1 protein-coding gene is annotated in these 260 nt (G+C 70.0%); it reads right to left on the bottom strand.

The genetic code is table 11. From position 1 onward, the window contains the following. The coding region (locus SB771_RS35375; RefSeq protein WP_410722088.1) for a hypothetical protein at positions 1-260 on the bottom strand (260 nt) is incomplete at both ends.

Here is a 260-nt window from a genome sequence, read left to right as displayed (position 1 = left end):
GACGGCACGTTCGCGTTGATCGAGCCCGACAGCGGCCCTTCGTCGTTGACTGCCAGCACGCCGTCGCGCGGCACGAGCGTCGTGTGCGCGGACGCGTCGACCACGCCGATGCGGCTCGCCTGCGCATGCACGGTCGCGTTCAACTGGTTGCCGCCGCTGAAGTCCGCGCGCGCATTGACGTCGGTGATGCCGAGCGGCGCGAAGCCGCGTCCCACTTCGATCGTGATGTCGCCGCCGCGCCGCTTCAGCTCGATATGGCC

Origin of the sequence: Burkholderia sp. SIMBA_051 (genome assembly GCF_046534915.1) — a bacterium.
Lineage (GTDB): Bacteria > Pseudomonadota > Gammaproteobacteria > Burkholderiales > Burkholderiaceae > Burkholderia > Burkholderia ambifaria.
This window is presented reverse-complemented; position numbering and strand designations above follow the sequence as displayed.